This is a genomic window from Actinomadura spongiicola, from assembly GCF_003432485.1.
Lineage (GTDB): Bacteria > Actinomycetota > Actinomycetes > Streptosporangiales > Streptosporangiaceae > Spirillospora > Spirillospora spongiicola.
Genome location: NZ_QVNQ01000007.1, coordinates 234,041 through 259,717, shown reverse-complemented (window position 1 = coordinate 259,717; position 25,677 = coordinate 234,041). Strand labels below are relative to the sequence as shown.

General features: G+C 67.7%; 23 protein-coding genes, 1 tRNA gene and 1 pseudogene. 12 read left to right on the top strand and 13 right to left on the bottom strand.

Translation table 11 applies throughout. The features are described from left to right. The first annotated feature begins 377 nt into the window (after positions 1–377). On the top strand, positions 378–1,217 hold the full coding sequence (locus D0T12_RS23190) for a hypothetical protein (RefSeq protein WP_117401789.1): 840 nt from the start codon (positions 378–380) through the stop codon (positions 1,215–1,217). Positions 1,218–1,510: 293 nt separating this feature from the next. Here D0T12_RS23190 and D0T12_RS35510 read toward each other — a convergent pair whose 3' ends face one another. Both D0T12_RS35510 and D0T12_RS23175 read right to left on the bottom strand, forming a co-directional pair. After that, complete coding sequence (locus D0T12_RS35510) at positions 1,511–1,675, bottom strand: hypothetical protein (protein ID WP_158581606.1); 165 nt, start codon at positions 1,673–1,675, stop codon at positions 1,511–1,513. A gap of 354 nt (positions 1,676–2,029) precedes the next feature. Next, positions 2,030–2,674, bottom strand: a complete 645-nt coding sequence (locus tag D0T12_RS23175) for a hypothetical protein (protein ID WP_147339608.1) — start codon at positions 2,672–2,674, stop codon at positions 2,030–2,032. Positions 2,675–2,849: 175 nt separating this feature from the next. Between D0T12_RS23175 and D0T12_RS23170 the strand changes: the two genes are divergently transcribed. Together D0T12_RS23170 and D0T12_RS23165 are read left to right on the top strand one after the other, a co-directional pair. Further along, entirely contained in the window at positions 2,850–3,308 is a 459-nt protein-coding gene (locus tag D0T12_RS23170; RefSeq protein WP_147339607.1) for a hypothetical protein, read from the top strand. Beyond that, positions 3,305–3,754 carry a hypothetical protein gene (locus D0T12_RS23165; protein ID WP_117401784.1) on the top strand — a complete coding sequence of 150 codons (450 nt, stop codon included), beginning with the start codon at positions 3,305–3,307 and terminating at the stop codon, positions 3,752–3,754. Before D0T12_RS23170 ends, D0T12_RS23165 begins: the two co-directional genes overlap by 4 nt. Before the next feature lie 522 nt (positions 3,755–4,276). Here D0T12_RS23165 and D0T12_RS23160 read toward each other — a convergent pair. After that, positions 4,277–4,636 carry a hypothetical protein gene (locus D0T12_RS23160; protein WP_233526238.1) on the bottom strand — a complete coding sequence of 120 codons (360 nt, stop codon included), beginning with the start codon at positions 4,634–4,636 and terminating at the stop codon, positions 4,277–4,279. 584 nt (positions 4,637–5,220) lie between these two features. Between D0T12_RS23160 and D0T12_RS23155 the strand changes: the two genes are divergently transcribed. Beyond that, a complete protein-coding gene (locus D0T12_RS23155) occupies positions 5,221–6,135 on the top strand; it encodes a hypothetical protein (protein ID WP_117401782.1) in 915 nt (304 codons plus the stop codon). Positions 6,136–6,265: 130 nt separating this feature from the next. Here D0T12_RS23155 and D0T12_RS23150 read toward each other — a convergent pair whose 3' ends face one another. Together D0T12_RS23150 and D0T12_RS23145 are read right to left on the bottom strand one after the other, a co-directional pair. Next, positions 6,266–6,457: a DUF397 domain-containing protein gene (locus tag D0T12_RS23150; RefSeq protein WP_117401781.1), complete on the bottom strand. Its 192-nt coding sequence runs from the start codon at positions 6,455–6,457 to the stop codon at positions 6,266–6,268. Next, entirely contained in the window at positions 6,396–7,205 is an 810-nt protein-coding gene (locus D0T12_RS23145) for a helix-turn-helix domain-containing protein (RefSeq protein ID WP_267900421.1), read from the bottom strand. The genes D0T12_RS23150 and D0T12_RS23145 overlap by 62 nt, the downstream gene beginning before the upstream one ends. Positions 7,206–7,438: 233 nt before the next feature. Here D0T12_RS23145 and D0T12_RS23140 point away from each other — a divergent pair. After that, positions 7,439–7,801: pseudogene (locus tag D0T12_RS23140) on the top strand (ATP-binding protein); the annotation flags it as partial. Positions 7,802–8,497: 696 nt separating this feature from the next. Here D0T12_RS23140 and D0T12_RS23135 read toward each other — a convergent pair. The 8 genes from D0T12_RS23135 to D0T12_RS23105 form a co-directional block, all read right to left on the bottom strand. Next, positions 8,498–9,478, bottom strand: coding sequence for a suppressor of fused domain protein (locus D0T12_RS23135; protein ID WP_158581605.1), 981 nt, complete (start codon positions 9,476–9,478; stop codon positions 8,498–8,500). A gap of 122 nt (positions 9,479–9,600) precedes the next feature. Continuing rightward, positions 9,601–10,419 (bottom strand): hypothetical protein, encoded by an 819-nt coding sequence (locus tag D0T12_RS35955; protein ID WP_199487636.1) that lies wholly within the window; start codon positions 10,417–10,419, stop codon positions 9,601–9,603. A 21-nt stretch (positions 10,420–10,440) separates the two neighbouring features. Then, positions 10,441–10,704, bottom strand: coding sequence for an RpnC/YadD family protein (locus D0T12_RS23125; protein ID WP_117401777.1), 264 nt, complete (start codon positions 10,702–10,704; stop codon positions 10,441–10,443). Between the two features lie 279 nt (positions 10,705–10,983). Next, positions 10,984–11,772, bottom strand: coding sequence for an RpnC/YadD family protein (locus D0T12_RS35505; protein ID WP_158581604.1), 789 nt, complete (start codon positions 11,770–11,772; stop codon positions 10,984–10,986). A 183-nt stretch (positions 11,773–11,955) separates the two neighbouring features. Further along, entirely contained in the window at positions 11,956–13,272 is a 1,317-nt protein-coding gene (locus tag D0T12_RS23120) for a HEAT repeat domain-containing protein (protein ID WP_117401776.1), read from the bottom strand. 19 nt (positions 13,273–13,291) lie between these two features. Beyond that, positions 13,292–16,894, bottom strand: coding sequence for a methionine synthase (gene metH / locus D0T12_RS23115; protein WP_117401775.1), 3,603 nt, complete (start codon positions 16,892–16,894; stop codon positions 13,292–13,294). A 179-nt stretch (positions 16,895–17,073) separates the two neighbouring features. Beyond that, the gene (locus tag D0T12_RS23110) at positions 17,074–17,448 is read right to left on the bottom strand and encodes a DUF6221 family protein (RefSeq protein WP_147339604.1); all 375 of its coding nucleotides are present in this window, start codon (positions 17,446–17,448) and stop codon (positions 17,074–17,076) included. 71 nt (positions 17,449–17,519) lie between these two features. Beyond that, complete coding sequence (locus D0T12_RS23105) at positions 17,520–18,683, bottom strand: glycosyltransferase (protein ID WP_117401773.1); 1,164 nt, start codon at positions 18,681–18,683, stop codon at positions 17,520–17,522. A gap of 69 nt (positions 18,684–18,752) precedes the next feature. Between D0T12_RS23105 and D0T12_RS23100 the strand changes: the two genes are divergently transcribed. From D0T12_RS23100 to D0T12_RS23075, 7 genes are all read left to right on the top strand, one after another. Beyond that, positions 18,753–20,171 carry a type I restriction-modification system subunit M gene (locus D0T12_RS23100; protein ID WP_117401971.1) on the top strand — a complete coding sequence of 473 codons (1,419 nt, stop codon included), beginning with the start codon at positions 18,753–18,755 and terminating at the stop codon, positions 20,169–20,171. Between the two features lie 16 nt (positions 20,172–20,187). Next, positions 20,188–21,288 (top strand): restriction endonuclease subunit S, encoded by a 1,101-nt coding sequence (locus tag D0T12_RS23095; protein WP_158581603.1) that lies wholly within the window; start codon positions 20,188–20,190, stop codon positions 21,286–21,288. Further along, positions 21,279–21,350 (top strand) — tRNA-Glu (locus D0T12_RS35500). Before D0T12_RS23095 ends, D0T12_RS35500 begins: the two co-directional genes overlap by 10 nt. Positions 21,351–21,370: 20 nt before the next feature. Next, entirely contained in the window at positions 21,371–23,533 is a 2,163-nt protein-coding gene (locus D0T12_RS23090; protein WP_233526237.1) for a transcriptional regulator, read from the top strand. Positions 23,534–23,758: 225 nt separating this feature from the next. Next, complete coding sequence (locus D0T12_RS23085) at positions 23,759–24,277, top strand: ATP-binding protein (RefSeq protein ID WP_158581602.1); 519 nt, start codon at positions 23,759–23,761, stop codon at positions 24,275–24,277. Then, positions 24,274–24,444, top strand: a complete 171-nt coding sequence (locus tag D0T12_RS35495) for a hypothetical protein (RefSeq protein WP_158581601.1) — start codon at positions 24,274–24,276, stop codon at positions 24,442–24,444. The genes D0T12_RS23085 and D0T12_RS35495 overlap by 4 nt, the downstream gene beginning before the upstream one ends. Positions 24,445–24,620: 176 nt before the next feature. Then, the gene (locus D0T12_RS23075; RefSeq protein WP_117401768.1) at positions 24,621–25,667 is read left to right on the top strand and encodes a hypothetical protein; all 1,047 of its coding nucleotides are present in this window, start codon (positions 24,621–24,623) and stop codon (positions 25,665–25,667) included. The last annotated feature ends 10 nt before the right edge of the window (positions 25,668–25,677 follow it).

Sequence of the window (25,677 nt, the reverse complement as noted above, 5' to 3'; positions counted from 1 at the left end):
ACGCATCCGTCTGATGGCTCGGGCGGGACCGATCGACAGGGGCCTCCCGTTGCCGCGGGAGGCCCTCACGTCGATGCGACGCGGGATGCCGAGGTCGACCAGAGGCCCGACCCCGCTTGTGTGGGAGCCGCGGTTCCACAGTGGTACCGCCGGCCGTTCCGTCGACTCTCCCGTATGCGGCCAGAATTCCCGCGCATGGCGACGCCTTGGAGAACGTGCCCGTTTAGCCGAACGGGATCCTTCCTGCCCTCATCGCAGGTGCCCCGTATTGGGTATGGGTGGTCAACGCTCCATGAAAAGCAAGATCCCAAGAGGGAAACAGTTGGCGATACTCTGGCCGCTGCTTCCGGCGGTCCGACAAGAGGAGCGTGAGCCCAGTGCTTCCCGCCCCCGAAGACGCGCTTCCCGTTTCTCTCACTCCCACGCAGGCCAACACGATCGCGCTGGCGCTGGACTCGGGCATTGGCGCGGAACCGCAGTGGGGCGATCCGCGCGGTATCTCCGGCGACTGCCTGGCCGTCAGCGGAATCCTCGGCTGGCACGACCCCGGCGAGCAGAATTTTCGGGTGGCGCTCACCAGGCGGCAATGGGACGTGATCGTCGCGGAGCTCGACCGGGGCGCCCTGACCCTGCTGCAGAACGGGGAGGAGCGTCAGGCACGCGAGTGCATGCGGGCCCGTGATGCCGTGCTCGCCCAAGTCGGGCGGGATCTGCCCGCACATCATGGGCGGACCGCGATCGCGCGGCAGCGCCTGGAGCCCGGCGACGCTGGTTACTACACGCTGTTCCAGCCGCCCCGGGGTGGCTGGCGCACCGGCTTCACCTACGGACGACCGGACGCCGCCACCGGTCCGCCGATTCGGTCCGCCGTGCCCGGCCGGGGCCTGGCCGTCGCCACGGGCACTCCCACCGTCGACGTCACGGTGCAGACCGTGCCCGCCGCGCCGGACCTCGACGTCGCGGCGTGGGAATACGTTGGGGAGATCAGCCAACATTGGGTCGGTTTCCCCTATCCCGAACTGGTCCTCGCTGTCCCCGACCAGAAGGGCACGGAGCTATGGGAACTGTCCACCGAGGTGTGGCCGCATGTGGTGTACCGCGTGCGGCTATGCGTCCGTGATATCGGCAGCGCCCAGGAAGAACACAGGGTGCAGTTGTGGCCGGGGCGCGCGGACACCCCCGTCGAACAAAGACGCCCCACGCCGCGTGAAGAATGATGAGCGCACCGCGGCCGCATCTCAGCCGGTGTGATCGATAGTGATTCGCGGCGGCAGGAGCATCTTGTTCAAAACCAGCTGTGGGATTGTTCCAATGGGTGGGTGCCGCCTCCGCCGACGCATCCGCAGGGTGGTGGCCGCCGTCGTGCCCAGGATCACTTTCGTGGAAAACGCCAGGTCTACCTGGCGGCAGGTGCCGCCAGTGTTCGGTGCGTCCTGGCAGACCGTCCACCGGCGCTTCGCCGAATGGAGTATGCCCGGTTGTGGGCCAGGTGAATGGGGTTGGGATCGTTTCAGGGATGGACGGTGACGTTCAGGTATACCGTTCGTCCGCTGAGCAGCCAATTTTGTAGTGGGGAGCTGGACGCGCGACACGACGCCGTTACCGGGCCGCCGCTGTCGGCGTAGGGCGCGGCGGTGGTGCATTTGGCGAGGTAGCCGTATCTGAGATCGTCCATGACGTAGAAGGTCGCCGTCGCGTTTCCGTAGCCGCCTCGGTTGAAAACGTTCCGGAGACGTCACAGCCCTGGGACAGCGAACACGGGCCGTCTCAGTCGGAGGACACGACGGTGAAATCAGGGCTGGACGGACACGGAGTCGGCGTCTCCTCTTCCGGTTCCGGGGAGGGCATGTCCGTGTCCGGTTCTGGGGTGGTCCTCGTTGGCCCCGGCGGCGATGGTGTTGTAACGCCGCCTGTCGCTTCGGCCTTCTCCGACCACCACCAGCCCAGGTCCTTCATCTTGACGAAGACCGTGATGAAGGAGGCGGTGACGGTGATGACGGCGATGGCGCTCCGGGGGGCGTCGTCCCACCTACCAACTCCCCGTTAAGCCGGGCTCGCACGTCCACGTGTCATATGGAGCAATTGGCAGGCGACAAGTGATAGCGAGCCGCATCCCCCTATCGCAGCATTGTGAAGCTAGCGGAAGACCGAGTTCGCACCGCCCGTCCACGACACCAGCACCGAAGGTGCCGAGCCACTGCACGCAGACCGGGAACCCACCGTCGGGGACGACACGGAACCACGCCCTGACACCGGGGAGCCGGAGTCCGAACCGCCGGGCGAGGCCGCCGAACAACCCGACGATAGGACAGGCGAGGGCGCGCCACTCGACCACGAGGACGCCACGGAACCCGTCCAAGACACCGAAGATCGGCCCGCCGACCGGGATGATCCCCAGCCGTTCCGGGACGGAGAACAGGAACGACCGGACGAAACCGACCGATTCGCGGGCCTCCCCACCCGCACCGACCTTGACCCCGCCACCACCGGAGAACTCACCGCCGACCGCGGCGAACCCCTCAACCCGGTCAACGAAAACCAAGACCTGCGCGAACCCGATCCGGAGAGAGACTCGGGCTGGAGGAAATTGGCACGTAGCCTCAGTAATGACGCCGAGGACGCCATCAAGACCGGTGACAACATGAGCAACGCCACGCTCAAGCTGACCAAGCACCGGCCGCCAACGGACCTCCGGACCGAAACAAGGGACAACAGCCCCCCTGCCAAAGACGCGGACCACTCGGCCAATATTCCCAGTGCCGCGATGGGGGTCGTTGCCGCTGTTATGGTCATGCACAGCGTGCTCCAGGGCATTCGCGCGACCCGAACCAGAATCCTAGGGAGGAACGATGGCAGTAGTGACCGATGATCAGGTGGCCACGCTGCGTGCTCAACTCGCCGGCCAGGACGAAGAGCATCTTCGGCTGCTACATCAGCTTGACCCGAAGTCGGCCAATGTCGGATACACGGCGCTGGTCACCGGTGCCTTCTTCGAGGCCGTTCAGCGGCACTTCGTCAAGGATGGGAAGCCAGCGGATGACGCGGAGATCATCGACTTCGTCACCTCGGTACGGCTGAGGCTCGAAGAGGAGGAAGGCAAGCTCGACCCGAACGCGGCCGAAATAATGATCAAGATCGCTCTCGGCAAGCTCCCCGGCGAGGCCCGGAAGAACATTAGCGGCGACGTCGGCCACGGGACCCAGATCCTGTTGCTCGCAGGGCTGATCGGGGACGCGGAACTCACCTCGAACGAACTCGACAATTTTCTCGTGCAAGCACGCTTCATCGCGGATGAAATACACTCATGACCGACTTGACGGGCATTGAGGTGCAGGAAGAACACATTGAGCACCTCCGCCGGTTTCTGAGCGACGATCCTTCGGAACCGAACGAGCCAACCGCCAAGGATGCCATCGCTCACAACTTGATGGCCTACTCGGCGTTCGCGGTGGCGGTGCTGCGGAAGTTCTCCCCGACCTACTCGGTCCCGGAGATCATCCGATACGTCACCGACCTACGGAAAGCCGTCGTCGCGGACGAGTCGTTGCAGATCAACCCCCGTGTCGCGGAGGGTCTGATACGCGAGGTCCTTCAAGACGAAACCTTCACGGACACCGCTCCCTTTGGGGCCGACAACGAGACCATGGCCAGCGCCAGCTTTCTCATTCTGCTGGACCTCTGCCACCAGGCGAAGCTCGACGGACCCGAGGTGGAGGAGTTCCTGCAGGAGTCGACGGACTATGCCCGGCGATAGCTGGAGGTTCAACAGGCGGCTGCGAAGTGAGTTGACCCCATCGGCGGCTGGGTCGGATGGGTGCCGTGGGCGGGGCGGTATTCGCGGTCCGGGTGTGCGGTAGCGCCGAGGGTTGTGCGACCGGGGCGGCGGATGGCGGACGGGCCGGGCGGGTGCGGACCGGGCACGGCCTGGTGGAGTCGGCGCTGACGCCAAAGGTTCCGCAAACCGAGACAGCTGATAATGCACGGAGCGGGTCGGGCACCGCCGGATGAGTGAGTGGGCGGTGGGGCCGAGGACTCCGCACACCGGGACCGCAGATCGTGGACGGGCAGGCCGGGCGGGTGCGGGCGGTTGAGTGGGTGGGCGGTGGCTCCGGGCGGAGAACCGAAGGCAGAGGCAGGTGCACGGCAGCGCTCTGGGATGGACGACGGTCGTGGGTGGCCCGGCGGGTTGGCCATGTGGTTGGGGAAGCCGGTGGGGAACGCGACCGGTCCCGGCCGCAGCGGTGGGCGGACGGGACCGGTGTAACGGGCGGATCTGTTAGCTGGCGCAGATCGCGTAGGCGCTGATGCCGACGGTGTCGTAGCCGATCTGGCGGCCGAGGGCGATCCAGCCGCGGCCGTCAGGGGTGGGGAACGAGCCGACCAGGATGGCGCCGTTGCCCTGCGCCTCGCCGCCGCCTCCGAGGACGTACTTGCCGCTGGGGCAGTAGACCACGCGGCGCTGGAAGTTGGGGACGTTGGCGTTCGGCAGGGTGACGATCTGGTAGCCGGGCGGGACGGCGGCCTGCGGCGCGGTCGGCTTGGCCGGGGACTGGGTGCTCTGCGCGGCGGCTACCCCGGCCGTGGCCAGGCAGGTCGCCGCGGTTGCCGTGGCCAGAGCCAGAGCGGTGGTCTTCATGGACGGCATGGGCTCTCTTTCGTCGGTGGTCTCTGCCCCACCGGTGGGCCTGAAAGCGACACACCTGGGACCCATGGGTGTGCCGTGACCTCTGGCGGGCGAGTCGACCATTGAGGGTTGGACACGACAAGTATTCATGCGATCACAGTCAGTGTCTGCACACTTTCCGCATTCGACTTGTTACACACAGTCTTGGTCGGGCGGCAATGGACGGCGTGTGGACGCGAAATGGGCTTGCTGCCTGCGACAATGCGAAGCCAAACCTCCAGCGGCCGTCCAAATACGGTCAGCAACGGCTGTCGTGGCGCGTGAGGGCCGTACTGCTGGGCCTCCTCGTACTGCGCCAGGGCCCCGGTGAATCCCGCTTGGACTCGACGGTGCGGCTTGCCAGGGTGGCGGGCCGGTTGTGCGCAGAAATGGCGTCCGTTCTGGACGGCTGCCACGTCGCCGGGGCAAGGGGAGGTAAGTGGGCCGGGCCGCCCGGCCGCTGGGCGTCCCAGCAGCTGTCTGTGGTTCGGGTCGCCGGTTCGATCGGTGATTAGGCTTCCGGCAGGGCGTGATTTCGCTGGCGGATGGGAGCCTTCATGGACGTGCCAGGTGGGATCGACCGCAGGGTGCTCGCCCGCCATATCGCCGCGGACGTCGACCGGGCGGCGCCGCTGCTCGCGCGGATACTGCTCGTGCGGGCGGTCTCCAACATCCGTCACCACCGCGGCGGGCATGCCCTCTGGGTGGCGAGGGACGTGGCCGCCGACTGCGGCGCGGAACTCGAAGCGGCCGGGGCGGTCACACGGGAACTGGCCCGCGCGCTGGTCCCCGGCCATGACGCCGACCGTGACCTCACTCCCGCGATCGCCGCGACCCGGCGGCTGAGCCACGCCATCAGCAGTGAGGACAACGCATACGCGAGATACTCAATGGCCACCGATCCCGACATCTCCATCGACAAGAGGCGGGCCGGTGAACTGGGCGACGAGTGGGAGGAGCAGCGGGGACTCCTTCGCGAGGCCCGCCATGGAATGCCCGCAGGTCTGGGCAGCGGCGAGACCGGCTGCGTGCTGCTGGACCGCGCCCTCGACCACGTCTTCAAACGAGGTCTCTACTACCAGGCCCGCTACCACCTGTTCAGCCGGGAGCCCGAACGCCAGTGGCGCCGCCGCGTCGCCAATGTCCTGCACGCTGCGGCGTGCGCCAAGCTGGGTCGCGCCAACAAGGCCGCTCTCGGCGACTTGGCCGACAACATCCGCGACGGACGCCGCGCGATCGACGGCACGACACAAAGTGCATGGGCACAGCAAGCAGTGAGCCGACTCGAAGCGATCGCGACCCCGGTGTTCGCCCTGCAAGAGCCGCTCACGCTCCACAAGGCCACCGCGATCCGGCTGCTGGCCCTGTGCCTGGCCCGCGAAGCGGAGACCGCCCGCACGCCCGCCCCCGGCGCCCCTTTCCGGGGCGTCGCCGTCGGCGTCACCCTCCTGGAACGGAACCCCTTCGACTAACGACACGCACACCGTCAACGTCGCCGCCGCCCCAGCAACCCCTCATCCACATGGCGAAAGGACGGTCACTCTCCTGCGCCTCGTAAAACGCACAAGTCGTAGAAGACGCGCGGCACGGCGCCCGGGACGGTCAGTGGGCCGGGCCGCCCTGCTTGAGTTCAGCCAACAGGACAGCGAACTGAGTGGCGGTCAGGGCGAGGTGACCCGCCTCCGGAGCCTTCGAATCCCGCACCCAGATCTTGGACGTGAAACGCCCCAGCTCAACACAGTGCTGGTCGTTTGCTCCGCCGCTGTGAGTGCTCTTCCGCCACTGAATACTCATTCGTAACTCTCCAAGTACCGCTTGATGATCTCGCGGGAGCCCTCCTCAGAGAGCGCCTTCGCGCCGATACGGTCAACATAACCGACACTTCGCGGACCTCGCCAGGCGCCTCGATCAAACGGCCACCGTTTTGGGCACCCGAATAGGCGATGTCGCGGCTCTCCAAGGAGAGAACCTGGAGCGACCCGTCAACGCCCACGTGCGCGCCCGACTTAAAGGGAACGATACGGAGGGTAACCTGCGGCAGGTTTGCCATAACCAACAGGTGTTCCAACTGAGCCCTCATCAGTTCCGGAGAACCAACCTCACGTGCCAGCACGCTCTCATCGAGCGTCGCCCACATCTCAACGTCGGTTCCCCTGTCGAAGAAGGACTTCTTCCGAGCGACTCGTTCCGCCATCTCCGCTTCGAAGTCCTTCCAGCTACCGACCTGGACATAGGACCGGGTGTACTCATCGGTCTGCAGAGCCAGCGGGATCACCTGACCGTGATAGGTCCGGATCAGGTGGGACTTATGCTCGTACTTGACGAGCTGCTTTCCCCACATGGGGTCGTGGGCCATTCGGGCAAACCAGAGCAAGAGCTGAAATAGCAGACCCATTCCGTAATGCCTGTCGAGCGCCCGTGCGTGATCGTCCTGGAGACGTCGCCGCCCCGCTTCGATATTGGATACAGTGCCGCGCGTCACCCCCATGATTTGCCCGCACTGGGTGAGCGAGAGACCCATCTTCTCACGCCAGAACCGCAGGTAGAAGGCCAGAAAGACCTACATAGAGATCTTGGGGTCGAGAGGCTCGCGCACGATCGGTATTTACATCCTACGCTGTATCCGTCTCGGACGACTACAGGCGAAACATAGAACACCACAGTGATCCTTGTCACGGGAAATCGGAACCTCAGGCAAGGACGGAAACGATGGTGATGGCGACGACAGGAAAAATGATCTTTCTCCTCATGTGAACGCCCGCCTCGGTAGGGCTTGCAAGGACGCTCGCGGCCTCGCGGCTGCACAATTGGGACTATTCCCACATTGTCGACGATGCACTTCTTATCGTGTCGGAGCTCGTGACCAATGCCACCGAGCAGACGCCGAACAAGGAGATATGTGTCCAGGTCAGTCGGGACGCGGACGGCCTCCTTATCGCCGTGTGGGACGGCGACCCGGAGTACCCTCGGCCCAAGCCGCACGTCGTCCTCAACCTCGAAGACCTCGACATCTCCAAGGAGGCCTTCGACGACAACGGCGGCTGGGGCCTGCACATCGTCCGCGCCCTCTCCGTCCGATGCGGAGCCACACGAGACCCGGCCGGAGGCAAATGGGTCTGGGCGCGAATGCTCCCGTAAAGGGCTTACGCCCAAAGACCGACCATCCCGACCAGCGGCGCCCGCCTATATTCCCCTTCTTGTCATGCAGTCCGGCCTCCGCTCACGCTCGAAGCAAGCAGCCGTACCCAGCGATGTACCGCCCGCTGGTCGTTCAGGATTCCCCGCAGTACGGCGAAACTCGCCCAAGAGCCGTTGTGGTGGTATTCGTCGAAGACTGCTGGGCCTTCGCGCGGCGTGGGCACGACACGATCGCAAGGAGATACACCCCGAACGGGTGTTCCGCACTGCCGTGGGTGCGGCGGACACCGGCACTCCCTACCGACCACACGATGAGAACCGCACGACCGCCTTGGCACAGGAACGGCCCTTCGCCACTGGGCGCTTCGCAAAGTGCCGTCGGAGCGCTCGCCTGAGGTTTCACGCCGGAGCCGGTCGTCAGCGAGATCAACGGCACTTTGCAAAATGCCCCCCTCTGTCGGACGCTGGCGCGCGACTGGAAGCCCACTTCGAGAAGCCGCCTCGGCCGACTCGCCAACCCGAACATCGTCACACCAGGCGCGTTGAGCGCGAGGGCGACGCCAACCAGCTGACTCGACCCTGTTCGCCCTCGGACAGGAACGGGACGGCAGTGTCTTACGCTCCGGCTTACCGGCAGGACCTCACCGCACTGGCCTGCGCAGCGGGCGCGGGCCAGCGAGGTGCGCGGCCGGACGTTCAGGGGACGACGGTTACGGTCAGGGCGGGTGCGGCCGGGATCCGGTAGGTGCCCGGGGCGGGGCGGACGGTGTCGGCGATGGCGTGGCTGACGGCGTCCGGAAGGGTGATCTCCAGGGCCTGGTCGGTGTGCCGGTGCGTGAACTCCTCCCCCGGCAGCAGAACCACGGGCTTGCCGGGGCCGCGCAACACCAGCTGGTTGCCGTGCGGAACGCGGGCGGGCAGCACCCGGACGAGCTGCGGGACGTGCTGCTCACCGAACTCCAGGGCGACGCCATCGGACGTGTCGGCGTCCAACCGGTGGAAGAACAGGAACCCGGTGCCGGACCCGTCGCGGGCGGAGCCCTCTCGCACGGTGTGGGCCACGTCCGGGAGTCCGGCCAGCGACGTGCGGTCAAGGTCGGTGACCAGGTGCGGTAGATGCGGCGCGAGCGCGTCGACGAATCCGACGACGTTCCATGACTGCGCCGCGTGCAGCTCGTCGGTGGTGATGCCGACGAACTGGAGAAACTCGACCTCGCCGAGGGACGTCCGCGCGCCGCCGAGTTCAGGATCGACGACGAACGCGCCCGCCCGGATCACCGAGTCGGGACGATCCGGGTCGATCGGATCCGGGAACTCGACGTAGTGCCCGGCCCTGAAGTCGTTCCCGCTCTTGGACACGTACGACGCCAGGTTCTCCAGGTGGAAGAGCGCCCAGTTCGGCGGCTGCCGGTCCTCCGTACCACGCGGCACGCGCAGCGTGAACTCGTACCCGCGTTCCTCGTGCGGTGCGGTCAACGCATAGCCGATCAGATGCCAGTGAGGTACCGGCTCGTCCCGCGGATATATCGCGATCGTGTTGGTGACGAACTGCCCCATCGGCACCGGCATACCGAACGGCCGGTGCGCGATCGGCGCGTCCCACTCCAACCGCTCCACGTCCCCGTATCGAGCCTTCAGCACCGCATCGATCGCCTCCCAGCCGCGGACGTTCAGCATCGCATCCCTTCGCAGACCTGCATGTCCCCCGACCGACGCGGCCCAGGATTTCATCCCGAACACCAACTGGGCGACCGGTTCCCCGACCGCCCAGCCAACTGGCGTTGACCCCACTGGTGGGATCAGGTGACGAGTTGCTCCGCGTCGTCGATGAACACGGCCCGCCGAATCCACCGCTCAAGCTCGGCCTGATCCCTGCAGCCGTGGATGCGCTGCGTGTCCGGGTCCGGGGGACGAAGGTCGCGAGCCCAAAGGAGGCGGAACAGCACCGTCTGCATGCCTCCTAATTCGCCGCGCCAAAGCCCACTCGACAGGCCGGTCCACAGACCTTCGCACCAATGCCCCTCGGCGTGGTCTTCCCTCCAATTCCTGGGCCGCGGACGGACCAGCCTGGGTGTCACCGCTTTCTGGAGGTCCACCTTGAAGAGTTCCTCGGCGGCGTCGATGAAGCGAACGCGCTCCACCCAGCGCTCCAGTTGCTCGTGATTCGTGCAGTTCAGGAGACGCTCGCGGAGTGCGTGCGAGACGTCGAGCCCACGGGCGTCCATGATGATGAGCACACCCTTCGCCAGACCCCTCGCCTTGCCTCTGCGGTGGCCCCGAACCAGGCCGTGTACCTTACCGTTGGACAAATGCTGCCTGGCGAAGTCAGAATGCCAGCGCAACCTCCCATTGTGCCTTCTGCTGAACAGACCATCTCTTTTCTCGCGGGGCACACTCACGAGGTCTTCGGCGATGTCGATAATGCCCGCGCGCCTGATCCAGCGGTCTAGTCGTTCAGTGTCCGTGCAACTGGTGATGCGCTCGCGAATCTCGTCGGGAACCGTGACGCCACGCCCCTCGAGCACAAGCAGAATCGCTCTCGCCTTGCTAGCGGCCTCACTTACGGCGATGTGAGACTTGACCTGCTCCAACTCCCGTTCGTAGTCCTCGATATCCACCTTGACCTCTAAGAACGCAGCTCAGTCGAGGAGGTCTTCCGCCTTGTCGACGACGACCGCGCGCTTGATCCAGCGGTCCAATTGCTCAGTGTCCGTGCAGCCAGTGACGCGCTCGCGAACCTCGTCGGGAACCTCGACACCACGCACTTCCAGCACATACAGGAGCGCGTCGACACGTCCAACGACACGTCCCTCGGCACGTCCCTCGGCACGTCCCTCGGCTCTGCCTTGGGCGATGTACGACTTGGCGAAGTCGGACTGCCACCCGTAATTCTTGGTGTCCACTTTGACCGCTGAGAACGTTCAGGCGTCAGGCGAAGAGACCTTCGACTTTGTCGATGACCGCGACACGCCTGGGCCAACCGACAAGCTGGTCGATATCGGCGCAGCCCATGACACGCTCGCGGACATCGTTGGGAACCACAAGACCACGCGCCTCAAGCACATACACGAGCGCCTCGGCGCGTCCCTCGGCTCCGCTATCGGGCGATGTGGGACTTGGCAAAATCGGACTGCCAGTCGTAGTTCTTGATGTCCACATCGACCGCTGAGAACGCTCAGGCGTCAGTCGAGGAGCTCCTCGACGTTGTCGATGACCACAGCGCGTTTGAGCCAGCCCTTGAGCTGCTCGACGTCGGTGCAGCCCATGACACGCTCGCGGACATCGTGGGGAACGGCGATGCCACGCGCCTCCAACACGACCAAAAGCGCATCAGCCTCGCCCTCGGCACGTCCTTCGGCACGTCCCTCGGCGCGTCCTTCGGCTTTGCCCTGGGCGATGTGCGACTTGGCGAAGTCGGACTGCCACGTGTAGCCGGCGGTCTTCACGATCTCCTCCAGGAGCTTGCGGGCGGTTTCGGAGAGGACACCTTCCAAGTACTCAGAGTACACGTTGCCCTTATCACGGGCGGCGACCTCGATTGCGGCGGCCACGCTGGCCAGGACGTCCTCGCCGTGGGGGCCGTCGGCGTAGGCGGGCGTACTGAGGACCGCGAGCTCGGGGAGTCGGCATGCCTGGTCGATGTCGGTGATCGGGGGGATCAGGCCGGGGTGGAAGGTCAGCGGCTTGAGCAACCATCCGGGGTGTCCCATGCGGATCGGTGCCGCGCAGGCCCTGGCGGTCTTCTGGTCGGGACACATGACCAGCAGGGTCACCGGACACTCGTGGCGAAGCCGCAGCAACGCCAGGTAGGCGGGCCAGCTGAAGGCTTTGTGGTTGTCGTAGCGCATTTGCGACTCGACGATGATGCCGTGGGCGAAACCCTTTCCTTGTTCGCCCAGCATGACGGTGGCGTCGCAGCGAAGCTCGGCCGGATTCGTCTCCGTGAAACTCTCCGAGTTCAGGCTGCTCACTTCTCCTTCGGGCAGATCAAGACCGAAGACGGCCCGCAGGAGCGTGGGGGCGAGCTGCGGCCGGGCGCGGACCATTTCCAGCGGCAGCTCGTGCGCGGATGTAGGCACGAGAGGAGACTATAGGTAATGGGACGGTCACGTAGTGTTTTCAACGGCTTTGGCGAACAGAAGTTCGGGGCGGCGTCAGATCTCCACTGCTCCGCGGGGGTGGCCGTGTTGGCGGCCGCAGGCGGTTAAGGCGAGGAGGGCTTGGCCCTGAACGGTGGTTTGGGGGCCTAGGGCGGACGGGTCGACTGAGGCTCGGGCCGCGAAAAGGGTCGAGTGGCAGGGGTCGGGGATGGTCAGGGCTTCCTTGACCTCGTTGTAGCGGACATTGAAGGCGGCGTTGTCGCCGATGTCGATGCCGTCGAAGGCGTCCTCGGGGAAGGCGTCGATGTGCGGGAGTAGGTAGCCGTCCTCGGCGGGGTGGGCGCCGATCTGGTCGTCGGGGTCGAAAATGTCGTAGTAGCGGACGATCTCGCCATTTTCGGCGACGCACCAGGCCGTCCATTCGTCGCCGCAGCTGGCGCCGTACCAGTGGACCGTTCCGAGGCGGCGGCTGAGGTCGCGGCAATGGCCGAGGACTTTTTCGGTTTCGATGTCCTCGTGTGGGTCCATGGGGTCGCCGAACAGGAGCGTCCAGCCGTCCAGGAGTGGGGTGACGTAGACGCGGGAGCATTTGGTGTGGTCACGGCCGTAGGCGTGGTGGTCGTGGTTCCAGGCGTGCGCGCCGAGCCGCATCGTGACCGGTTCGGGGTCGGACAGGTCGAACGCGTCGAGGACGGCCTGCCTGTCGTCGGTGGGGACGGCGAACCAGGTGCCGCACAGGTGCATGGGTTCTGGCGTCTCGGTGGCGGTTTTGTAGCGGATGAGGCGTCGGATGAGGGCTTGGTCGCGGTCGTCCAGGGCCGCGGGGCCGCCGATGTCGGCCAGGGCGATCAGGGCTTGGCGGCGGGTGCGGGTGCCTCGGGTGCGGCGGACCTCGTGGAGGAGGGGGGCGACGTCGGGGCCGATGTCTTGGAGGGCCCAGCGGACGCGTAGGCGGACGCCGTCGTCCGGGTCGTCCAGCAGCGCGATCAGGTCGGGGGCGTGGGGCAGCGCGGCCGGGCCCTTGAGTTGGAGGACGTACGCGGTGTTGCCGCGGACCTTGGGGCTGGGGTGTCGCAGGCCGGGGACGAACGCCGACAGGTCGTCGATCTCCAGACCGCAGTGGGCCCAGCCGCAGCGGCGGGCCACCTCGGCCGTGGGGGCCGTCGCCATGGCCTCGATCAGGGGGTCGAGGGCGGGCAGGCCGATGCGGCGGAGGACCACGGCGCTCTTGCTCCAGTCCACGGGTGAGTCCTCGTCGCAGAGGACGTCCAGGACCGGGGCGACGGCGGCGGCGCCGAGCGCGACCAGGGCGTCCGACGCGGGACGGTGGTCGGGGGCGGTCAGCTCGGTGATCAGGGTCTGAATATCCACAGAGTGGATGATTTCAGGATCACTCCGGGTCGTAGGCGAGGTTCGGGGCGAGCCAGCGTTCGACCTCGGGGACGGGGAGGCCGCAGCGGGCGGCGTAGTCCTCGATCTGGTCCTTGCCGACGCGTCCGACCGTGAAGTAGCGGGACGACGGGTGCGCGAAGATCAGGCCGCTGACGCTGGCGGCGGGGGTCATCGCGAACGACTCGGTGAGCTTCATGCCGAGGCGGCCCGCGTCCAGCAGGTCGAACAGGGTCTGCTTGAGGCTGTGGTCGGGGCTCGCCGGGTAGCCGAGCGCGGGGCGGATGCCGCGGAAGCGTTCGGCGTGCAGGTCCTCCAGGGCGGGGTCGGCGTCCGGTTCGAACCAGGCGCGGCGGGCCTCCAGGTGGACGTACTCGGCGAACGCCTCGGCGAGCCGGTCCGCAAGGGCCTTCACCATGATCGACTTGTAGTCGTCGTTGTTCTCCTCGTACTTCGCGGCGAGGTCCTCGGCGCCGAGGATCGTCACGGCGAAGCCGCCGAGGTGGTCGCCGGAGGGGGCGATGTAGTCGGCGAGGCAGCGGTTGGGGCGGCCTTCCGGCTTGGCGGTCTGCTGGCGCAGCATCGGGAAGCGGGCCTGCGGCAGGACGATGTCGTCGCCCTCGGAGTGGGCGGGCCAGAAGGCGTAGGCGCCCTGGGCCTCGAAGGCGTTGTCGGCGATGATCTGGTCGAGGAGTTCGTTGCCCTCGTCGAACAGTTCGCGGGCGACGGGCTGGTCGAGGATCGCCGGGTACTTGCCCTTCAGCTCCCAGGCGAGGAAGAAGAACTGCCAGTCGATCATCTCGCGGATGGTCGACAGGTGGGGCCGGACGACGCGGACGCCCGTGAAGTCGGGGGTCGGCAGGTCGCCGAAGTCGACCCTCTCGGGGTTCGCGCGGGCCCGGTCGAGGGTGAGGAGCGGGCTGCGCTGCTTGGTCGCGTGCTGCTCGCGGAGCCGTTCCTGTTCGGCGCGGTTCGTGGCGTCGAGGGCGGCGGCGCGGTCCTCGTCGAGGAGGTCGGAGACGACGCCGACGACGCGGGAGGCGTCCAGGACGTGCACGGTCGTCGCGTCGTACGCGGGGGCGATCTTCACGGCGGTGTGCTGCCTGGACGTGGTCGCGCCGCCGATGAGCAGCGGGAGCCGCAGGCCACGGCGCTCCATCTCGGCGGCGACGGACACCATCTCGTCCAGGGACGGGGTGATCAGCCCGGACAGGCCGATGGCGTCGGCGTTCTCCGCGATGGCCGTGTCGAGGATCTTCGCGGCGGGGACCATGACGCCGAGGTCGACGACGTCGTAGTTGTTGCAGCCGAGGACGACCCCGACGATGTTCTTGCCGATGTCGTGCACGTCGCCCTTGACGGTCGCGAGGACGATCTTGCCCTGGCCGCGGTCGCTGGTGACGCGTCCGGCGCGGAGGGCCTCCTGCTTCTCCTTCTCCATGAAGGGTTCCAGGTAGGCGACGGAGCGCTTCATCACGCGGGCGCTCTTGACGACCTGCGGGAGGAACATCTTGCCGGAGCCGAACAGGTCGCCGACGATCTTCATGCCGTCCATCAGCGGGCCCTCGATGACGTCGAGGGGACGGGCGGCCTGGGCGCGGGCCTCCTCGGTGTCGGCCTCGATGAAGTCGATGATGCCGTGGACGAGGGCGTGGGAGAGGCGCTCGGCGACGGGCGCGTCCCGCCACGACAGGTCGACCTCGCGTTTGGTGCCCTTGCCCTTGACGTTCTCGGCGAAGGAGACGAGCCGGTCGGTGGCGTCGGGACGGCGGTCGAACAGGACGTCCTCGACGAGTTCGAGGAGGTCGGCGGGGATGTCCTCGTAGACGGCGAGTTGTCCGGCGTTGACGATGCCCATGTCGAGTCCGGCGCGGACGGCGTGGAACAGGAACGCCGAGTGCATCGCCTCGCGGACGATCTCGTTGCCGCGGAAGGAGAACGACAGGTTCGAGATGCCGCCGCTGGTGCGGGCGCCGGGGCAGCGTTCCTTGATGAGCGGAAGCGCGTCGATGAACGCCTTCGCGTAGCCGTTGTGCTCGGAGATGCCGGTGGCGACGGCGAGGACGTTCGGGTCGAAGATGATGTCCTCGGCGGGGAACCCGGCCTTGCGGGTGAGCAGGTCGTAGGCGCGGGCGCAGATCTCGACCTTGCGTTCGGTGGTGTCGGCCTGGCCCGTCTCGTCGAACGCCATGACGACGACGCCCGCGCCGAAGTCGCGGATGCGGCGGGCCTGCTCCAGGAACGGGCCCTCGCCTTCCTTCAGGCTGATGGAGTTGACTACGCCCTTGCCCTGGACGGCCTTCAGCCCGGCCTCCAGCACCGACCAGCGGGAACTGTCGACCATGATCGGGATGCGGGCGACCTCGGGTTCGGTCGCGATGAGGTTCAGGAACGTCGTCATCTCCCGCTCGCTGTCGAGCAGGTCGGCGTCCATGTTGACGTCGAGGAGGTTCGCGCCGCCGCGGACCTGTTCGAGGGCCACGTCCACGGCGGCCTGGTGGTCGCCCGCCTCGATGAGGTTGCGGAACTTCTTGGAGCCGGTGACGTTGGTGCGTTCACCGATCATGACGAAGCCGGTGTCGCGGCCGATCTCGAACGGTTCGAGGCCGCTGAAGCGGGGCGCGGAGGCGGGCGTCGGCACCGTGCGGGGGGTGGTGCCGCGGACGGCGTCGGCGATGCGGGCGATGTGCGCGGGGCCCGTCCCGCAGCAGCCGCCGACCGCGTTGACCAGGCCGGACGTGGCGCACTCGGCGAGCTTGCGGCTCATCTCCTCGGGAGACTGGTCGTAGCCGCCAAACGCGTTGGGGAGACCGGCGTTCGGATAGAAGGCGATGAAGGTGTCGGCGACCCGCGCCAGTTCCTCCACGTGGGAGCGGTTCTCCTCCGCGCCGAGCGAGCAGTTCAGGCCGACGGCGGTGGGTCCGGCGTGCTCGACGGAACGCCAGAACGCCTCGGGGGTCTGGCCGGACAGCGTCCGTCCGCTCAGGTCGACGATCGTCACCGAGATCCACAGCGGCAGGTGCGGGGCGACCTCGCGGGCGGCGGCGATCGCGGCCTTCGCGTTCAGCGTGTCGAAGATCGTCTCGATGAGGAGGAAGTCGACGCCGCCCTCGGCGAGGCCGGTGATCTGGCCCGCGTAGGCGTGCTTGACCTGGTCGAACGTGACGGCGCGGTAGGCGGGGTCCTCGACGCGGGGCGACAGGGACAGCGTGACGTTGAGGGGGCCGACGGATCCGGCGACGAGACGTCCGCCGAACTCGTCGGCGGCCTGGCGGGCCAGCCGGGCGCCCCGCACGTTCATCTCGTGGACGAGGTGTTCGAGGCCGTAGTCGGCCTGGCCGATGCTCGTCGCGGTGAACGTGTTCGTGGTGGTGATGTCGGCTCCGGCGTCGAGGTACTGCCGGTGGACGTCCAGGATCACGTCGGGGCGGGTCAGGTTCAGCAGGTCGGGGTCGCCGGTGACGTCCTTCGGGTGGTCGCCGCCGATGCGGTCGCCGCGGTAGTCGTCCGGGGTGAGCTTCGCGCCCTGGAGCATCGTGCCCCAGGCGCCGTCGAGGACGGCGATACGGTCGTCCAGCAGCTCGCGGAGTTTGTTCTCGGTCATTTCAGGCACCTCCCAGTGACGTGGGAGGCGCCCTTGTTTCGTACCGGAGTTCGGGGCCGAGCGTGGCGGGCTCCCGCCCGTTGCAGCGCCTCTCGGCCCCCCCACCGAGATTACAGGGCGACGGTCTGATGTGTCAGTCCCGTCCCGCATAGTTGGACGGCCGAACCCTTGCGGGCGGGTCAGGGACGCCATTCCTCCTGGTAGGCGGGGTGAGCGGCGTGCGGAAGGGCGAGCAGGCGCAGCACCGATTCGCGGGCGGCGTGGGCGGCTACGAGTTCCGGGGTCCGGTGGCCCTGGTCGAGGATCCAGCTCTCCTTCTCGTAGTCGTCGACGATCTGACGGGCGGCCGCGACCTCCCGCAGGGTCCGGGCCGGATCGTGGCGGGCGATGTGCTCGACGTACGCCTGGTTCTCCGCCGTCGCGACGAAGGCGGGGTCTTCGGCGTCCACGGCGACGCTTCCGGACGGCTCGGCCCGCCACGAAGAGGCGGCGCAGGCCCGCGCGAGCTGCTCGTCCTTGGCCAGCCGGTCACGGAGGAACTCCACTAATTCCATGCGGCCATCCTGCACAGCGCGGGTTCCGAAGGCTCTTCGACCGTTCCGGAGACTGAAACGGGCCAGGTGGTTCAGGGCGGGGACGGCGCCGTCCGGCCCTTCCAGGCGCCGCCCTTGCCCGCGTAGTGCCTGCGGGCCGAGTCGACGGTCATGGCCGCGTACAGGACGGCGACCAGGGGCAGGGCCGGGGCGCGGAGGGGCGACAGGTGGTAGTGGCGGAGCATGGGCGTGTACGTGGCCGCCATGATCGTCCAGGCGAGGAGGCCCGCCGTGGCGGGGAGCGCGGCGTCGGCGACGCCGACCGCGAGGCCGGTCAGACCCGCGAGGGTCGCGGCGGGCGGTACCCCGTACATCAGGAACAGAACGAGGACCGTGCCCGCCAGCAGGACCGGTGAGCGGCGCAGCTGCACGTAGGCGCTTCTGGCCACCATCGTCCACAGGTCGGACAGGTGAGGGTAGGGGCGGCGGCTGACGACGTCGCGGCTCAGGTCGAGGCGGCAGCGCCCGCCGCCGCGTTTGACCAGGCGTCCGAGCGCCACGTCGTCGATGAGCGCGCCGCTGATCGCTTCGAGCCCGCCCGCGCGGGCGAGGACCTCGCGGCGGACGAGCATGCAGCCGCCCGCCGCGGCGGCGGTGCGCGCCCCGTCGCGGGTTACGCGGCGGAACGGGTAGAGCTGCGCGAAGAAGTACACGAACGCCGGGACGATCACGCGTTCCCAGCCGGTGCGGGTGCGGAGCGTCGCCATCTGCGACACGAGATCGCGGCGGTCGGCCAGCGCGGCCCGGACGAGCCGGGTCACGGTGCCGGGCGCGTAGGCGATGTCGGCGTCGGTGAACAGGAGGAACTCCGGTTCGCCCGCCGCGCGGACGCCCTCCGCCATCGCCCACACCTTGCCCGCCCAGCCGCCGGGACGTTCCCTCGCCCGGACGACGTGGAGGGTCGGGGCGCCGCCCGCGAGGCGTTCGGCTGTCTCGGCGGTGCCGTCGCTGCTCGCGTCGTCGACCAGGACCACACGGAAACGGCCGGGATAGTGCTGTTCGAGGAGGGTCGGCAGCGTCTCGGGCAGGACGGACGCCTCGTCTCTGGCTGGGACGACGGCGACCACGTCCGGCCCGGCGGGCGGGTCGGGAGCGTCGGGAAGCCCCGGGCCAGGCGCCCAGAAACGGCCGTGGCCGAGGGCCAGGTACAGCCAGCCCGCCAGCGCCGCCAGCGCGAGAACGCCCAGGACCACCACGTTCGGCAGCTTCGCACCACGCCGTGCCGTCCGTCCAACGACCGCGCCCGGGCACGCGAGAATCAGCGCATGAACCCTGAGCCGGACCTCAAGGAGATCCTCTGGAAGGCCGCCGACAAACTGCGCGGTTCCGTCGACGCGGCACAGTACAGAGATTTCGTGCTCGGGCTCGTGTTCCTCAAGTACGTGTCGGACGCGTCCGGCGAGGGCGCTTTCCGCGTGCCGGAGGGGGCGCGGTGGACGGATCTTGCGGCGGGGCCTGATTCGGGGACGATCGGGTCGCGCGTCGATGCGGCTATGGACGCGGTCATGCGGTCTAACCCCCCGCTTTCCGGTGTGCTTCCGCGGCTTTACGGGCGGGACGAAGTGGACCAGCGGCGCGTCGGCGAACTGGTCGCCCTGATCGGCGATCTGCGTTTCGGCGGGGACGGTCACAGGTCGGCGCGTGACGTTCTCGGCGAGGTCTACGAATACTTTCTGGAGAGGTTCGCGCGGGCCGAAGGGAAACGCGGCGGGGAGTTCTACACGCCGTCCAGCGTGGTGAAGGTTCTGGTCGAGATCCTGGAGCCGTTCAGGGGGCGGGTGTACGACCCGTGCTGTGGTTCGGGCGGCATGTTCGTGCAGGCGGAGAAGTTCGTTCTCAGCCACCGGGGGCGCCGCGACGACATCGCCGTTCACGGGCAGGAGGCGAACGAGCGCACCTGGCGGCTGGCGAAGATGAACCTGGCCGTTCACGGCATCACCGGCGACCTCTCCGGCCGGTGGGCCGACACCTTCTACGACGACGGGCACCCTGCGCTCCAGGCCGATTTCGTGCTCGCGAACCCGCCGTTCAACATGTCGGACTGGTACCGGGACGAGAGCGACCCGCGCTGGCGCTTCGGCGTCCCGCCCGCGGGGAACGCCAACTTCGCGTGGATGCAGCACATCGTCGCGAAACTCGGCCCGGCCGGTGTCGCGGGGGTCGTGATGGCCAACGGGTCGATGTCGTCCAGGCAGTCCGCCGAGCGCGCCATTCGGGCGGCGCTGGTGGAGGCGGATCTCGTGGCGTGCGTCGTGGCGCTGCCCGGTCAACTCTTCCGGAGCACGCAGATACCGGCGTGCCTTTGGATACTCGACAAGGGAAAGGCGCTGCGGAATCGGGTTCTGTTCATCGACGCGCGGGCCATGGGAACGATGATCGACCGTAGGGAACGCGTGTTGTCGGACGGCGACATCGGCGCCATCGCGGGCGCGTATCGCTCGTGGCGCGACCGCGCGTATTCGGACGTGCCGGGGTTCTGTTACTCGGCCGGGTTGGACGAGATTCGTTCCCATGACCACGTCCTCACCCCCGGACGCTATGTCGGCACCGCCGAGACCGACCCCGGCGAGGAGCCCGCCGCCGACAGGGCCGAGCGGCTCACCAAGGAACTCTTCGCGCAGTTCGAGGAATCGGCGCGCCTCGACCAGGTCGTCCGTAGTGAACTGGGTCGGCTGAATGGTTGATGCGACTCCGAGGCTGTTGGGCGACCTTGTCGACTTCGCCAACGGCAAGGCGAAACCGCCCGGTGGCAGTGGCGGTGGCGCGTACACGACCTACGGCGCCAACGGCGTCATCGGCCGAACCGGGCTTTCCAACGCCGACCCCCACACCACCATCGTCGGACGTGTCGGCTCGTACTGCGGAGCCGTCCATTACAGCCGTGACCGGTGTTGGGTCACCGACAACGCCATCATCGCCACCGCGAAAGACGGCGTGAATCCGCGCTACGTCTACTACCTGCTCAAGAGACTCGACCTGAACCGGTACCGCATCGGATCGGGCCAGCCGCTTCTCACCCAGGGGATTCTGAGCCGCCTCGCCGTGGCGCCCACGGCACGGGCGGAGCAGGACTCGGCGGCGTCGCTCCTCGGCGCCCTCGACGACAAGATCGCCGTGAACGATCGCATCGCCGACCTGGCCGACCAGGTCGTTCGCGCCCGCTACGAAGAGCTGGCGGCCACGGCGACGGAGTCGATCCGCATCGGAAGGCTGGGGTCGGCGGTGACGGCGAACGTCCCCGCCGGGCGGATACGCGCGGACGAGAACTACATCGCGCTGGAGCACATGCCGAAACGGAACATGTGGCTTTCGACTTGGACGGCCGCGTCCGCTTCGACGAGCGCGAAAAGGCGTTTCGAACCCGGTGATGTGCTGTTCGGGAGGCTCCGCCCCTACTTCCACAAGGTCGGTCTCGCGTTCGTCGGCGGTGTGGCGTCGACGGACATTCTCGTCGTCCGGCCGGAACGGGACGTCCACCGGAGTTGGCTTCTGGCGGCCCTGTCGAGCGACGACGTGGTGGCGCACGCGTCGGCCGTCTCCGAGGGCACGCGGATGCCGCGCGCCAAATGGCCGGACATCGCCGCGTACGAGGTTCCCTGGCCCGGCGTCGACCGCGCCCGCCGGTTCGACGAGCTGGTGAAGCCACTGGTCGTGAGGGTTGAAGCCGCCATGACCGAGAACAGGATCCTGGTGGATCTGCGGGACACGCTCCTGCCCGTCCTGATCCCCCTGACCGGCCCGATAAATGCGTTGCGAAACGCATTGGCGGACTTTAGCGTCAATGGCGACGGCAGCGTGTAGCTCAGCAGCAGAGCACCGGGCTCTCTACCCGGAGGGAGCGGGGGCGGCACCCGCCACGCTGGCTATGAACGAAGAAGTCAAGGTGAATTCCAAGTACGCGAGTGGGCAGCTCGCCAAAGCGTTCGTCACGGCACTGGCCCATGAGGACTCGGCGACGCGCCGAAGGGCCGAGCAAAGGATCAGGCGCTGGGAAAGCGTCATCTCCGGAATGGAGGACGGTTCCCTGGACATCGGTTCCAGGACGCCCGTCAAAGGCCTCCCCGCCTGGGTCACCCCCGAGGTCGTTCGCGGCGGGTTCGCCACCGGGAACGCCGCCGCAGGAGGGCCGCTGGCAGACGACGAGCGGCAGCTCGCCCGTCGCCTCGGCCTGGACGACCGGAATCGGCGCGAACTGTTCGACCATCACCTGACGGACGCGGGCCTGAGGGAGCTGCATTCCCGTCTCGACAGCGGCCGCTACGACATCGTCCAGCCCGAGGAGGCGGCGCTGCTCGTCGTCGCCTGGCTGCTGCGCGCCGGTGACCGGAACGGGGCCCTGGACGTCCTTGAGGCCATCGGCCCGTTCGCGGGTCGCCTGCGTTTCCTGCCGCGTCCAGGAAAAGCGCCTACCGACTCCTCCCTGGTGTGCCGGGAGACGGTCGGGGAGGTCACCGAGCGGCTCAAGGCCAAGCGTTCCAACATCGATGTGGCCAGGATGAACGAGGCCGTTTCGGTGTGGAATCCGTTCGCGGACGAACTGCTCGGCCACTGGCTGAGGACGGTCCGGAACGGTCGGGTGCTCGCCGAGATCCCCGAGGGTTGGCGCGAGGACGGCGCCGAACTGCTCGCCCGCTACTCGACGCTCGCCCGGAAGCACGAACTGTGCGGCAAGCATCGCAGGCCACGGGAGAACATCGCCATTCTGCGGACGTCCCTGGAGAAGGTCCTCGCCGGACGGCCGCCTTCCCGGCTGCTGCAACGTTCCGTTGACGCGATGGTCGCGAAACGCGGCACGCCGGGCTCGGCGGAGCACGCGGCTCTGCGCGAAGGGCAGGCGGCCCTCGCCGCCCGGCCCACCCATCATGCGCTGGCGCAGGCCGTGGCGGCGCGGCTGGACGACCTCCCGCAGGACGCGGGCGTGCCGTCCGTCGACGCGTTCGTCGCGCCCGTCATCGACGGCGACGTCCGCACCGAGATACCGGAGTCGGTGCGGCGCATCGTCGAGAACTGTCTGGAGGCATCGGTCGGCACGCTCGTCGAACGCGGCGTCATTCCGTCGGCGGAGGTGTTGGCGCAGCTTGTGCCGCAACTGGTGGCGTCGACCACGGCGCTGTCCTACCCGGACCCCGCGTTGCGGGGTCTGATGGCCGCCGTCTACCGGGCGTTCCGGAATCGGCGGTCGCTGCTGCTCCTCAACCTGGAGCATCAGGTACGGATGAGTGAACTGCCCTGGGTGAAGGCCGTGGGGAAGCACCGCCGCCGGGCGGACAGGGCCGCGACGCAGAACGCACGCGCCACGCTGGTGCAACTCGGCGAACTGACCCTGCGCGGTTTCCCGGGAAGCATCGTGCCCAACCCGATGGTCGCCGAGTTCGACGCGCTGGCCCGGCGGGCGGAGCTGCGGGTGCCGTTCGTGGAGGAACTCGCCGCCGACATCTTCATGGGCACGTTCACGTCGAAGTTCCTCGACGCCGCCCAGCTCGCGGGCGACCTCCTCGAAGACTCGCTCTACGACCGGTACTACGGCATCGACTACGCGGCCGTCCTCAGGCTCGGGAAGGGGTTCGACCGGCTCTGCCGCCAGCGGACCAAGGACGTCCGGGGGTGGTCGGTCGCCGCCAACGGCACGGTGATCGAGCAGGCGCAGATCCTGACCACGCACAACCTCGCCGCGCTCGTCGACCCGATCGGCGTCGACCCCGCGGACGGCTGGGACGGACTCGCCCGGCGGGCCTTCGGCGTCACGTGTCGCCTGGTCCGCAGGGTGCAGGGGAACCCGCGACCGCTCCGCACGGTCAAGGACGCCGCCTACGCGTGGCGGCAGACGGTCTTCTTCCTGGCCCTGTGCGGGCTGAAGGAGCAGTTCGCCGTCGTCGCGTGGATGCAGGACGAGTTGGACCGGCAGCCCGCGCCGACCGTACGGCGCCTCGATCCCGTCCTCGCCGGGCTCCGGCACGTGCTCGCCGGCGGTGACCTGGACGACCCGAACCCGCACCGTCGTCGCTTCCTCGGCTGGACGCTCGGAAAGCACTGGATGACGACGTGACACACGTCACATCCCACGGAATTGCGGAGAGTGACTAGATTGTAAGCGGACGGTGAGAGTTCGCAGCGTGTGATAGGGCTCTTGCATGCGTGCAAGCGTTGGTGACTGTGCAGAGCGCAGTACGTCAGAGTGTGTGTTGTCTCACTTACACGTCCACACTTCGACCAGGCCGAAGAACACATGTTCGCATACAGCCCGACACGGAGACGTGAAGCCAACACCGCCATGAACTCATCAGACGCGTGGTCCGGGACTCCCGTGCTCGTACCGGCCCCCGCTCCCTCGCTGGAACTCGGAATTCCGTCCGCCTGGAACAACGGCAAGTCGTCCGGGCGCCTCATCGGTGAACTCGATCTCGCCGCGACCCCCGCCGCGGTACGGCTCGCGAGAACCTACGTCAGGGAACTCGTCGGGCAGCACTTCGGCGCCGACCGGTCCGAGCTCCGCGACCTCGAACTGCTCACCAGTGAGGCCATGACCAACTCGGTCCTGCACGCGCGACCGCGTCAGGACGGCACCATCACGCTTTCTGTCATGCACATCGACCGGTACGTCCGCGTCGAGGTCGCCGACGGGGGCGCCGCGCTCGGACGTCCGCGCGGCGTGCAGGAGCCACTGCCAGTACACGGGCGGGGGCTCCAGCTGATGAAGGCGCTCGCCACCGATTTCGGCACCCACAGGACCAAGAACGGAGCCACGTTCTGGTTCGGTGTGGGTGTCCGGGAAGGGTGGCGACTGCCGTGACGCAGGGGCCGACGCCGAGCCTCGCCCTCCGGGCGGAGCTCGACGAGCCGCGGGAGGGCGAGGCGGGCGCCCGCGGAACGCTCGACGCGTCGGCCCCCGGCGTCGCCCGGTTCGTCCAGGTGTACAGGGGCTTCCTGGACGGCGCGGCGGCGGGAGCCTCTCGATGAGGGAGAGGTGTCCCGCGCGCCTTCCGCTCCGCCACGGGACCGGAAGGGTGTGACGGCTCGCGATGATCGCCGTCATCGACGAAAGAACGACGGAAATATCCTCCGTCGGCTCGCGCCAAGGGCGCGGCGCTTCGCTACGATCGAGGCGCCAACACGTGCCACATCTAGGGCGAGCGATGACCCCGGACGGCGAGCCGAAGTCCCTCTCCGAGATCACCAAGGACATGGGCCTCAACATGTCCGACGTCGCGGCCTTCTCCGGCCTCGACGAAAGCACCGTGTTCCGGCTCTGGGACAACGTCGAATGGCTCGACCGGGTCAGCGGACGATCACTCCAGAGCCTGATGTCGTCCATCCCCGGCATCGCCGAGTACTCGCAGGCGCACTCCGTCCGAAAACGCCGCGACGTGCTCCTCGGCCACCTGCGCGCCGAAGGGCTCCTCGTCGACCTGGAGGCCCTGGAGAACTCGCCGGTGCCGCAGCCGCACCTGCTGAACGCCCTTGAGGCGGCCCTGTGCATCGTCCGCGGTGAGCCGACGCAGAAGACGTCGTCCTTCATCGCCCGTTTCTGGGGACGCGAACAGGACCGCGCCCTGGAACTGGTCTATTCGGACGAGCCGGGCCGGGGAATTCTGCGCGACCCGCAAATCCTTCGCGAGTCGTCCATCGATCTGGCGCCGCGGCTGAACCGCAAGACGTATTCGTTTCATTCGATCCTGGCCGTCAACGTCATCTCGCACCAGGTCAGCAAGGTCAGCGACGGAATCGAGGCCGATCTCGGCACGGAGGGCCCGGCACGGCAGACCGCGTTCACGACCCGCGGTGTCATCATGGGCTCCCTGATCAGCTCCAACGACATCGAGCTGGCGGAGAAGTACCACCGCGAGTTGAACGCGACGCCGGTGTACCGGGCGCTGGAGGAGTGGGCCTTCCCGACCTACACACGGGACGGCCGCCTCAGCAGCGATTTCACCCTGCCGAGCCGTCTGTCGCTGCGCAACACGGCCACCGAGGTGTTACGCGAGATAGCCGTGTACAACGACGCCTACTTCTACTACCTGGTGTCGACGTACATTCCGCTCGCGCTGAACCGCGACCTCGCGTTCGGCGGCAAGCTCGCCGAGCTGATCCAGGCGTTGGAGCTACGCGGGATCGACTGCCAGGACAGACGGATCAGACAGACCTGCAACACGCTGGTTCGGCGACTCAAGAGCATCGTCTGAACCGGCTTTG

What these genes read in the sequence shown, in the direction of transcription:
- D0T12_RS35510 (WP_158581606.1), bottom strand. Translation starts at nt 1,675, where the DNA reads ATGGACGATCTCAGATACGGCTACCTCGCCAAATGCACCACCGCCGCG.
- D0T12_RS23170 (WP_147339607.1), top strand. Translation starts at nt 2,850, where the DNA reads ATGGCAGTAGTGACCGATGATCAGGTGGCCACGCTGCGTGCTCAACTC.
- D0T12_RS23165 (WP_117401784.1), top strand. Translation starts at nt 3,305, where the DNA reads ATGACCGACTTGACGGGCATTGAGGTGCAGGAAGAACACATTGAGCAC.
- D0T12_RS23160 (WP_233526238.1), bottom strand. Translation starts at nt 4,636, where the DNA reads ATGAAGACCACCGCTCTGGCTCTGGCCACGGCAACCGCGGCGACCTGC.
- D0T12_RS23155 (WP_117401782.1), top strand. Translation starts at nt 5,221, where the DNA reads ATGGACGTGCCAGGTGGGATCGACCGCAGGGTGCTCGCCCGCCATATC.
- D0T12_RS23150 (WP_117401781.1), bottom strand. Translation starts at nt 6,457, where the DNA reads ATGAGTATTCAGTGGCGGAAGAGCACTCACAGCGGCGGAGCAAACGAC.
- D0T12_RS23135 (WP_158581605.1), bottom strand. Translation starts at nt 9,478, where the DNA reads ATGCTGAACGTCCGCGGCTGGGAGGCGATCGATGCGGTGCTGAAGGCT.
- metH (WP_117401775.1), bottom strand. Translation starts at nt 16,894, where the DNA reads ATGACCGAGAACAAACTCCGCGAGCTGCTGGACGACCGTATCGCCGTC.
- D0T12_RS23110 (WP_147339604.1), bottom strand. Translation starts at nt 17,448, where the DNA reads ATGGAATTAGTGGAGTTCCTCCGTGACCGGCTGGCCAAGGACGAGCAG.
- D0T12_RS23100 (WP_117401971.1), top strand. Translation starts at nt 18,753, where the DNA reads ATGAACCCTGAGCCGGACCTCAAGGAGATCCTCTGGAAGGCCGCCGAC.
- D0T12_RS23085 (WP_158581602.1), top strand. Translation starts at nt 23,759, where the DNA reads ATGAACTCATCAGACGCGTGGTCCGGGACTCCCGTGCTCGTACCGGCC.
- D0T12_RS23075 (WP_117401768.1), top strand. Translation starts at nt 24,621, where the DNA reads ATGACCCCGGACGGCGAGCCGAAGTCCCTCTCCGAGATCACCAAGGAC.